This is a genomic window from Streptococcus hillyeri, assembly GCF_003686955.1.
In the GTDB taxonomy this organism is placed as follows: Bacteria; Bacillota; Bacilli; order Lactobacillales; family Streptococcaceae; genus Streptococcus; species Streptococcus hillyeri.
The window spans coordinates 62,011-70,776 of the sequence record NZ_RCVM01000010.1 but is presented as its reverse complement, the minus strand read 5'-3'; the positions used below and the strand labels follow the sequence as shown (position 1 = coordinate 70,776).

Sequence of the window (8,766 nt, the reverse complement as noted above, 5' to 3'; positions counted from 1 at the left end):
TACTTTTTGGTGTATAATAGTTTTGCATCTCAGAATCTTTCTAATTGTTGTTGTGGTGATTACAATTATATCTCTCTGAGATGTTTTTTGATACCCTTAGGTGGCTAACTTCATTTTAGAACTTTCCTTATGGTACGATAAAAGAGTTGAAATCAAGAGTAAAATCCTTTCAAGCAGATTGTTACCCCAAGTATAGCATAAGTGCTATAATAAGGCCATGACACATCGTATTTATAGCATGACATTTGCTAGCGTTTATCAGGCCTTGGTAGCAAAGGCAGAGCGAAAGGGTAGAACTGCCCGAGACGTCTATGAGGTCACTTCTTGGTTGACAGGTTATTCGACCGAAACAATCGCTACGCTTTTAAAATCAGACTTAACCTACGGTGATTTTTTCCGTCAAGCACCAGCCTATAATCCAAATCGTATCAATATCACAGGTAAAATCTGTGGTGTTCAAATCGAAACCTTAGAAGATCCTCTGATGCAGGAAATTCGTAGGCTAGATAAATTAGTTGATTGGGTGGCAAAAGGCAAGACGTTTGAGCAAATCAAAGATAAATATGAGTAAGAAGGAGAAATCTATGCTAGAAATTACCTACCTAAATGCCAGCAAACAAGAACAAACCATCACTTTTGATAGCTATGCAGAATTTGAGTGTTCACAACAAGCTTGTCTCATCGGTGTTGCTGATTACTACAAGGTTGTTAAATTAGTCTACAATGGGCATGAATTTGATTATTCAGGAACTTATGGCGACATCTTCTTCTACATGATGAAGCAAGACTTAAGCCAGTATAACTCATAAAAATGGAAAAGCTGGGCAAGACCTAGCTTTTTCGTTATAATAACCTTATGGAAAACTATGATGATTTTTATGAGCGTATCTCCCGTCCTTTTCATTCTTACGTTAAAAAACTCCGTTTCATCAATCATACGATTACAAAGGTCATGTATGCAGTCTATCCTTTACTTTTGGCTTTTGTGTTTTGGAAAAATGGCAGAGCTGTCTACTCTTACATTTTAATACCTGGTATGGGATTTGTTTTATTATCTTGGGTCAGAAAAGTGATTAATCAACCTCGACCTTATGAAACGTGGGCAATCGAACCCCTAATTGAAAAAGATAGCTCGGGTCAATCCATGCCCAGCCGTCACGTTTTTTCGGCCACTATCATCAGTATGGGTGTGCTAAGTGTCAATCTATGGCTGGGCATCTTGTTGCTGATTTTATCAGCACTATTAGCCTGTTGTCGAGTAATCGGAGGAGTGCATTATCCTAAGGATGTATTAGTTGGCTACGGTATCGGAATTGTTTTAGGAAGTCTCTTATTTTGGCTTATAACGAGATGATGACGGAGATGCAAAACGAGTTTCTCAAGAGGGAGAAGCTCGCTTTGCTTTGGTAGAGCAAGTATAAGTCTTTTTAGTTGTTAATGTTTTTTTGTTATGTTATCACAATGACTTATTTTAAAGATAAGAGGTTTTTTTATGATTAAAGCGATTGAACTTTATTTGGTCACAAATAATAATGGCTTAGAGGCTGTAGAATTTTACAAGGATGTTTTTAATGCGGAGCTTGTGTCATGTACAACTTTTGGCCAGGCTATCCCTAATACGCCAAAAGAGCATGAAAATTTGGTATTAAATGCCAATTTGAACATCAATGGCATTAGGATGCAAATTTCTGACAATGCTCCGCAATATGACTACATTCAAGGGACAAATATGACTGCATGCCTGCAATTAGATTCAGCTGAATCGGCTAAGGTGATTTATGACAAATTGGCAAAAGATGCTCAAAAAATAGATTTAGAACTTCAAGAAATGCCTTGGAACCCAGCTTACACTAATTTGACAGATAAATTTGGCATGAACTGGCAAATTAATGCCGATATTCCAGAATTTGTGTCTGAAACCGTAAGCTTTTAAGGAGGGATATATGTTTTCAAAAAATATAGGACTTCAGCTTTATGTGGATGATGTGGCAGTTGAAAAAGCATTTTGGTCAGCAGCAGGTTTTTGCATCATTTCTGAAAGCCAGATGATGGGATATGAAACCTTTGAGATGAAACCAGCTGGTGATAGTAGTGTACTCTTTACTGTTTATGCTAAGGAGTTTATCCGTCAGGTTTCGCCTGAGGTAACTGAACTGACCCCAAGCCTTCTCTTTGAGACGGCCAATATCGAGGAGCTTCAAGCGAAAATTGCAAATCTGACAGATAACTGTAGCCAAATCAATGCTGAACCTTTTCCAAACTTTAATTTTGCTAGTCCAAGTGGAATTTATTTTGCGGTGAAAGGCGAGTAAAACATAGACGTTGAATCCTGTCGCTTCTTTTAATCTTATTTATCACTAAATAGTCTCTGTGGTAGTGTTACTTTTTCTAAATGATTTTACGGTTTACCTTTGATTCCTAGAAAACGATTTTCCGTATCAGAAATTTGTCTTTCTTAGTTTTTTAAGTTATGATAAAGTCACAATGTTAGGTGAGTAGCTCTGCTATGAACCGAGAAAGAAAGGAACAAATAAAATGGCAAAAAATATTACAGATGCAACGTTTGAGGCAGAAACAAGTGAAGGTCTTGTTTTGGTTGACTTTTGGGCAACCTGGTGTGGTCCATGTTTGATGCAAGCACCAATCTTGGAGCAATTATCAAACGAATTGAGCGAAGATGAGCTTAAAATCGTCAAAATTGATGTGGATGAAAATCCAGCAACAGCTCAAAAATTCGGCATCATGTCAATCCCAACTCTCCTCTTTAAAAAAGATGGACAAGTGGTCAAACAAGTGGCAGGTGTCCACACTAAACAACAACTTCTAGCAATCGTAGAAGAATTGAGCGCTTAACCTAGATAAGAAAAACTCTTAGAATCTGTGAATTCTAAGAGTTTTTGTGTACGACGGGCATGTTGTACATCTGAGGTGAAAGTCCTCTGAGGGTACTAGCTACCGGTGAACCCAATAGCGACTCCCAAGCCTGACTATCGTGAGATAGCGGGGAGAGGAAGGGATAGCGCAATCGTGGCTCTACGAACAGAAACGTGATATCAAGGCGTATATAGGGGATGAGGAGACCCAAAACTCTAAAGTCCAAAAAGGTAGTCGTAACCGATGTGCGTAAATCACGAGAGTAATTGAATTCGGACTAAGGTCTGTGTGAAAAAGATAATTCCTCTTTTTACAGATATTTAAATAATATTGTTTTGTACTCATTATAAGGTTTATTTGATAATAAAGTAGCTGGATGATTAGCTTGATATTTTTTTGACAGAGTTACCTCGTGAGATAATAGGAGAGTAAAGTTTATTTGAGGGCATTTTTCCAGTCTTAATTGCATCAATGATAGCTTTAGAAACATCTTTTCCTAACTTCTCTTTAGGATGATTAAAAGTTGTTAAACTAATCTTTTCATGCTGGTCGTCATAAAAATTATCATGTCCAACTACTGAGTAATCGTCAGGTATAGAGTAGCCTTTTTGTGTTAAAAAAGTTATCAGTTTTTTAGCTACAAAGTCGTTGTAACAAATGATTCCAGATATTTTAGGATTAATTGTAATACTGTTTAAAACCATATCAGAGATATCATATCTATTTTCAGTGGTATAAGTAATAATTGAACTAGATGTTAATGAGATGTTATGTTTTTCACAGGCTTTGATGAATCCCTTCATACGATATTTTCCTTGTAAATCATCAATTTTAGTGATTAAAAGAAGATTTTTGTGACCATTGTTGATTAATTCTAAAGTAGAGGAGTAGCACATTTCGATATCATCAATACCGTAATATGGAATATCGAGTTCTTCGTAAGTGGAGTTAATCATAACAATAGGAATATTGTGCTCACGTAAAGTAACATAGGAGGATAGATTGGGATTGAATAGATTACTTTTCGTTGGTTCTATAATTAGACCGTCTACATTAGATGCAATCATTTTTTCAATGCATTTTTTTTCTTGATTAAAATCATTGTTAGTACTAGACAAAATGAGGGAGTATCCAAGAGAGGCTAACTCCTCTTCGATTCCACGGATAATTGAGGGAAAAATATACTCAGAAATATAAGTTGTAATGACACCAATTGTCTTTGTACTGTTTTTAAAAAAACGTCTGTTATTAATAAATGTACCTGCTCCCCTTTTTTTAAATAGATAGTCCTCATTAACTAAAAGTGCTAATGCCTGTCTAATCGTTGGGCGACTAACATTATAAATTTTTTGAAATTCAATTTCTGTTGGTATGGGTGAATCTTCTAGGAATTGTTTTTGTATAATTTTGTCGCGGATATCATCAGCAATCATTTGATACTTGGGTTTCATACTTACAATCACTCCTTTTTGGGTATATTATAACATATTTATTTCTGGAAAATTTGTACATACAAATTTTTGTTTTTCGCAAAAAAAGTATTAACAAATATCAGCGAGAGTTTATAATTGAAATGTAAGCGCATACTAAACAAGAAATATTTCTTAAAGTAACTTTTGAGGAAACGTATTTTAGATACTATTTATAATGATAAATATCTTAATCTAATTAATAGCTCATAATTAAAGGAGAATTTAAAATGAATAGCAAATTCCTAAAAAAAGCAACGTTAGCACTAACAAGCCTTGCGATGTTATCAAGTTTAGCAGCATGTGCGACTACAAGTCGAGGAGGAGACAGTGCGGCAACTAATCTTCAAAAAGGGGATTTGATTGGTATTTCAATGCCGACAAAAGCCGATCAGCGTTGGAATGTTGACGGAGCTAATCTTGTTAGGGAACTTGAAGATGCTGGATTTAAAACAAAACTAGCTTATGCTAATAACTCACCATCTCAGCAGTCAACAGATATCAATAATTTGGTTTCTGCAGGAGCTAAAGCTGTGGTCGTTGCTTCGGTTGATGGGACAGCAGTTGGTCCAGCTGTTAAGCAAGCAAAAGATGGTGGTGCAACGGTGATTGCTTACGATAGATTAATTATGAATACTGACGCAGTGGACTATTATGTGACGTTTGATCTTGAGCGTACTGGTATTCTTGAAGCACAAACGATTATTAAACGTTTGGATCTTGAAAATGGAGGTGGTAAAGATACGCCATATAATATTGCTCTATTTGCGGGTTCTGATGATGATAATAACGCTCCTTATTTCTTTAAAGGAGCATGGGATCTTTTAAAACCTTACTTTGAATCTGGTCAACTTGTTGATCCTTCAGGGATTGTAACAAAAGATTTTAAAAATGAAGACTGGAAGAAAATCTCAGTTCATGCATGGGATCAGTCACAGGCGCAAAAACAAATGGATGCTATTATGACAAAATTAGGAGATAAACCGTTGGCTGCTGTGTTGTCTCCATATGATGCTATTTCTTTAGGTGTTATGAAATCTATTAAAAATGCACGACCTGACATGACTCCAACTATTCCATTTGATTCAAAAAATCCTACTAATAAGTCTGCTTGGCCAATTATTACAGGTCAAGATGGTATGGATATAGCGATTACGAATATCCATTTTGGTGCACAGGAACAAACGGTATTTAAAGATATTTCTAAATTGTCTAAACAAACAACTGATTTGATTGAAAGTATTTCTAAAGGAGAGACTCTGAAATCAGATAATGAGCCTATGAATAATGGAAATAAAGATGTTCCTACATGGCTCATGCAGTCAGATGAACTTGTTAAAAATCCAACAGGTGATCAAAAAGGATTGGATTATGTTGTTGAAACAGGCTTTATTACGGAAGACCAATATCAAAAAGATATAAAGGCACCAATTATTGAATAGATGGCATAGTGATGGTATGGTTTGTGAATAGCTGTTGTTTACAAACCATTACATCTTGTAACCTAATAACAATAAGAAAATGTTTTGGATAAGGGAGATAATATGCACGATTCAGACATGATATTGCAGATGCAAAACATCACCAAGACATTCGGTCCTGTGAAAGCTTTGACAAATGTTAATTTAAATATTAAGAGAGCTGAAATCCATGGTATCTGTGGAGAAAACGGGGCTGGGAAGTCTACATTGATGAATGTTCTTTCCGGAGTATATCCGTATGGAAGTTATTCAGGGAAGATTTTATATGATGGTAAAGAATGTAATTTTAAAAACATTTCTGATTCTGAAGAATTAGGTATCGTTGTTATTCAGCAAGAACTTGCTTTGATTCCATTCCTATCTATTGCTGAAAATATTTTCATGGGAAATGAAAAACAGAAAAATGGTGTTATAGATTGGATGCGGACACGTTCAGATGCTATCAAAGTAATGGGGCGTGTTGGATTGATGGAGAGTCCAGAAACTAAGATAATGGATATTGGTGTTGGTAAGCAACAACTTGTAGAGATTGCTAAAGCCCTATCTAAAAATGTTAAACTTCTAGTTTTAGATGAGCCTACTGCAGCTCTTAATGATGAAGATTCAGCACATTTATTAAATATTTTACGTGATTTACGTGATAATCAAGGAGTAACATCAGTTATTATTTCTCATAAATTGAATGAAATCGAGGAAATTACAGATAATGTTACTATTATTCGAGATGGATCAACTGTTGGCTATATGCCAAATAATGAGGGAAGTCCATTGAATAAAGATAAGTTGATTGCTGCCATGGTTGGACGCGAGTTGACAAATCTTTATCCAGAGCATGATTCTCATCCTAGTGAGGAAATTTTTAAAATTGAGAATTGGACGGTACATCATCCTTTAGATCAACAACGTGTGGTTGTAGATAATGCTAATATTTCAGTTCGTTCTGGAGAAATTGTTGGTATTGCAGGTTTAATGGGAGCAGGGCGTACGGAACTGGCGATGAGTATTTTTGGTAGGTCTTATGGGTCAGATATATCTGGTAAAGTCTTTATTAAAGGTAAAGAAACAGATACATCAACAGTACAGAAGGCTATCAATGCAGGTATTGCGTATGCAACGGAAGATCGGAAAGGTTACGGCTTAAATTTATTGCAGAGCATCCGTGAAAATGCCTCATTGGCATCTCTTAAAGAACACTCCAAAAACGGTGTTATGGATGACAATATTGAACGTGTTGTAGCAGAGCGATATCGTAAAGATTTCCATATAAAAACACCTTCAATTGAGGAACGTGTTTCAAATCTTTCCGGTGGTAATCAGCAAAAAGTAGTACTAGCTAAGTGGGTTATTTCAAATCCAGATATTTTAATCTTAGATGAGCCTACTAGAGGCATTGATGTGGGTGCTAAGTATGAAATATATGAAATTATTAATCAGCTAGCAGATGAAGGTAAGGCGATAGTTGTCATTTCATCTGAGTTACCAGAGCTGATTGGTATTTGCGATAGAATTTATACAGTTAGCCAAGGGGTAATCACAGAAGATGTCCCTAAAGCAAAGTTCTCTCAGGAGTATTTGATGAAAGGTATGACAAAAGAAAAAGTAAAGGAGACACTATAGATGAGTGCACAAACAAATACAGGTGAACAAAAAGTAGATAAAGGCTTGTTTGCATCACTTTTAGCAAATAGCCGTCAGTATGGTATTGTTGGAGCTTTGATTGTCATCATTGCAGTTTTCCAAGTTCTAACAGGAGGTCTTTTACTTCAACCAAATACAGTAGTCCAGTTGGTTCAACAAAATGCATATGTTGTTATTTTGGCTATTGGTATGGTAATGGTTATTATTGCAACTCATATTGACTTATCCGTAGGTTCTCTAGTCGGTTTCATTGGTGGTTGTATCGCCTTATTGATGCAAGATATGCATATTAATTGGTTGATGGCGATTTTAGTAGGCATTGTCATTGGTTTAATTATTGGTGTTTGGCAAGGATTTTGGGTTGCCTATGTGGGGATTCCTGGGTTTATTACAACACTTGCTGGTATGCTGGTGTTTCGTGGTCTTGCAACTACAATGATTAATGCTTCAATTCCTGTAAATGATTCTTCATTTAACGCTATTGCTGCGAGCTATCTCCCAAATGTTTTGGGATTTTGGGGACCATTTGATGGTTTGACAGTTGTTGTTGGAGTATTATTAATTTTGGCATTTGCTTATGGTCAATTTAGAAATCGTAAAAAAGCTTTCATGGTGGGACTTGATGTTGAACCACTTTCAACTACATATGCTAAAATTGGTGCGACTACAGTTGTAATTGCGGCACTAACCTATCCATTTGCTACATCTGGTAATGCTACGCAAGGCGGTATTCCAATTATGCTTGTAATTGTTGGTGTTCTTGTTGCTGTTTATAATTTTATTTTGACTAAAACGGTCTTTGGTCGTCACGTATATGCTGTAGGTGGTAACCGCCGTGCAGCTATGCTTTCTGGTATTAATACAAAACGTGTTGACTTTTTACTATATGTTCATATGGGATTTTTATCATCTGTAGCACAATGTTATCGCGTCTAAGTTCTGCATCAGCTGCGACAGGTAATTCTTTTGAGATGGATGCTATTGCCTCATGTTTCGTGGGAGGAACAGCGGTTACCGGTGGTATTGGTACAGTTCCAGGTGTTGTTATCGGTGCAGCAGTGATTGGTGTGATTAATCAGGGCTTGTCAATCATGGGTGTTGACTCGGCCTTGATTCAAACTATTAAAGGTTTAGTATTACTTCTTGCTGTGGCTATCGATATCTATTCAAAACGTCGTAAACGTTAATAATTATAATGGAGCAATTATGAAAAATGAATTGGATGCTAAATCGAAATTTCGTCTGTACGGTCTGACGTCAATGGTTTGTTCATTTTGGCTAATTCAAACAGTGTGTGAAACGAT

General features: G+C 36.1%; 11 protein-coding genes. 10 read left to right on the top strand and 1 reads right to left on the bottom strand.

The window, feature by feature from the left end; translation table 11 throughout:
* Positions 1-217 precede the first annotated feature (217 nt).
* The 6 genes from EAF07_RS06190 to trxA all read left to right on the top strand — a co-directional run bounded on the left by EAF07_RS06190 (position 218) and on the right by trxA (position 2,853).
* The gene (locus EAF07_RS06190) at positions 218-571 is read left to right on the top strand and encodes a DUF2200 domain-containing protein (RefSeq protein WP_121835720.1); all 354 of its coding nucleotides are present in this window, start codon (positions 218-220) and stop codon (positions 569-571) included.
* Positions 572-584: 13 nt separating this feature from the next.
* On the top strand, positions 585-809 hold the full coding sequence (locus EAF07_RS06185) for a DUF4649 family protein (RefSeq protein WP_121835718.1): 225 nt from the start codon (positions 585-587) through the stop codon (positions 807-809).
* A 47-nt stretch (positions 810-856) separates the two neighbouring features.
* Positions 857-1,354 carry a phosphatase PAP2 family protein gene (locus EAF07_RS06180; protein ID WP_121835716.1) on the top strand — a complete coding sequence of 166 codons (498 nt, stop codon included), beginning with the start codon at positions 857-859 and terminating at the stop codon, positions 1,352-1,354.
* A 138-nt stretch (positions 1,355-1,492) separates the two neighbouring features.
* Entirely contained in the window at positions 1,493-1,933 is a 441-nt protein-coding gene (locus EAF07_RS06175; RefSeq protein ID WP_121835714.1) for a VOC family protein, read from the top strand.
* A gap of 10 nt (positions 1,934-1,943) precedes the next feature.
* The gene (locus EAF07_RS06170) at positions 1,944-2,312 is read left to right on the top strand and encodes a VOC family protein (protein WP_121835712.1); all 369 of its coding nucleotides are present in this window, start codon (positions 1,944-1,946) and stop codon (positions 2,310-2,312) included.
* 223 nt (positions 2,313-2,535) lie between these two features.
* A complete protein-coding gene (trxA, locus tag EAF07_RS06165) occupies positions 2,536-2,853 on the top strand; it encodes a thioredoxin (RefSeq protein ID WP_121835710.1) in 318 nt (105 codons plus the stop codon).
* Positions 2,854-3,254: 401 nt separating this feature from the next.
* Here the strand turns inward: trxA and EAF07_RS06160 are convergent, their stop codons facing one another.
* Positions 3,255-4,325 (bottom strand): GntR family transcriptional regulator, encoded by a 1,071-nt coding sequence (locus EAF07_RS06160; protein ID WP_121835708.1) that lies wholly within the window; start codon positions 4,323-4,325, stop codon positions 3,255-3,257.
* A 248-nt stretch (positions 4,326-4,573) separates the two neighbouring features.
* On the opposite strand from EAF07_RS06160, the gene EAF07_RS06155 reads away from it, so the two are divergent.
* From EAF07_RS06155 to EAF07_RS10780, 4 genes are all read left to right on the top strand, one after another.
* Positions 4,574-5,785, top strand: coding sequence for a substrate-binding domain-containing protein (locus tag EAF07_RS06155; RefSeq protein ID WP_121835706.1), 1,212 nt, complete (start codon positions 4,574-4,576; stop codon positions 5,783-5,785).
* A 102-nt stretch (positions 5,786-5,887) separates the two neighbouring features.
* Positions 5,888-7,441, top strand: coding sequence for a sugar ABC transporter ATP-binding protein (locus EAF07_RS06150; RefSeq protein WP_121835704.1), 1,554 nt, complete (start codon positions 5,888-5,890; stop codon positions 7,439-7,441).
* Positions 7,442-8,398, top strand: a complete 957-nt coding sequence (locus EAF07_RS06145) for an ABC transporter permease subunit (protein WP_245962704.1) — start codon at positions 7,442-7,444, stop codon at positions 8,396-8,398.
* Complete coding sequence (locus EAF07_RS10780) at positions 8,383-8,649, top strand: ABC transporter permease subunit (protein ID WP_245962703.1); 267 nt, start codon at positions 8,383-8,385, stop codon at positions 8,647-8,649. Before EAF07_RS06145 ends, EAF07_RS10780 begins: the two co-directional genes overlap by 16 nt.
* Positions 8,650-8,766: the final 117 nt, after the last annotated feature.